This window comes from Staphylococcus sp. HMSC36A10 (genome assembly GCF_001838845.1).
Lineage (GTDB): Bacteria > Bacillota > Bacilli > Staphylococcales > Staphylococcaceae > Staphylococcus > Staphylococcus aureus.
This window is the reverse complement of record NZ_KV839130.1, coordinates 186,839-187,697: the sequence shown is the minus strand read 5'-3', so window position 1 is coordinate 187,697 and position 859 is coordinate 186,839. Positions and strand designations below refer to the sequence as shown.

At 30.5% G+C, this 859-nt stretch carries 1 protein-coding gene and 1 pseudogene; both read right to left on the bottom strand.

What is annotated here, in order from left to right; genetic code table 11:
* Positions 1-127 (bottom strand): annotated as a pseudogene (locus HMPREF3247_RS15035) (hypothetical protein); the annotation flags it as partial.
* A 57-nt stretch (positions 128-184) separates the two neighbouring features.
* Positions 185-859, bottom strand: a 675-nt coding sequence (locus HMPREF3247_RS12990; RefSeq protein ID WP_070813589.1) for a DUF1672 family protein, incomplete at its 5' end; no start/stop codon positions are given.

The following is an 859-nucleotide window of genomic DNA, read 5'->3' as shown; positions in this document are numbered from 1 at the left end:
CTACATATTTTGAAGCTTCCATTTCTTCTGGTACTGATTTTGTTTCATTGTTGGATTCGTTATTGGTAGTTGAACATCCTGATAGTATTATCGTTGCTATTAAGATTAGTTTAATTCTTTTAAACATAGCCCATCTCCCATTTATGTGTTTGTTTAGAATATAGAGAAATTAGCTGATTTCAAGTCATTCGACCTCAATCCTTATAGACTCATTATCACTGTAATTAACTCGATTAGTGCTAATAGTAGATTTTGCTAGTTGTAAAAATATTTTCGTATTTTCAAAATTAAGGTGTAACTTTTTCGTACTTTCAGACAAATCTAAAACATCATCTAATTTTTTGTCCTTTGAAAAGTTACTACTTCTCGAAAACAATGTTGTATGTACTTCTATTGCAGCTTTATAGCCTACTCCTTTCCTTGCTTGTTTCATACCTTTTTTAAAATTCAGATTATTTTTCTTTATTAGGGGTTCGTAATATTTCCTATATTCTTGGAGCGTCGGTATATTAGCAACTATATAAAAATATTCATTTTCATATCCACTATTTTGTGTTTTGTTAATTGCCTCTTTAGTAAATCCTGTATATTGGTATTTCTTTTCATTTTCTTTTAAAAATTTATATAAATTATCATACTTTTCTTTTTGCGCTCGATATTCAAAGCCACTCAACACTGTACCAACTAAAGTACTCATATCATCGCCTTTATCCTCACTTCTTAATGAGCTATCACTCTCAATTATTGATTTGTCAAATGGAATACTTGCATTAAATACGATGTCGTGGTCATCACAATGCACGAATACTTCTACACCGTCGCCACTACCTACAACATTTGTAGCTTTAACTTTTAGTCC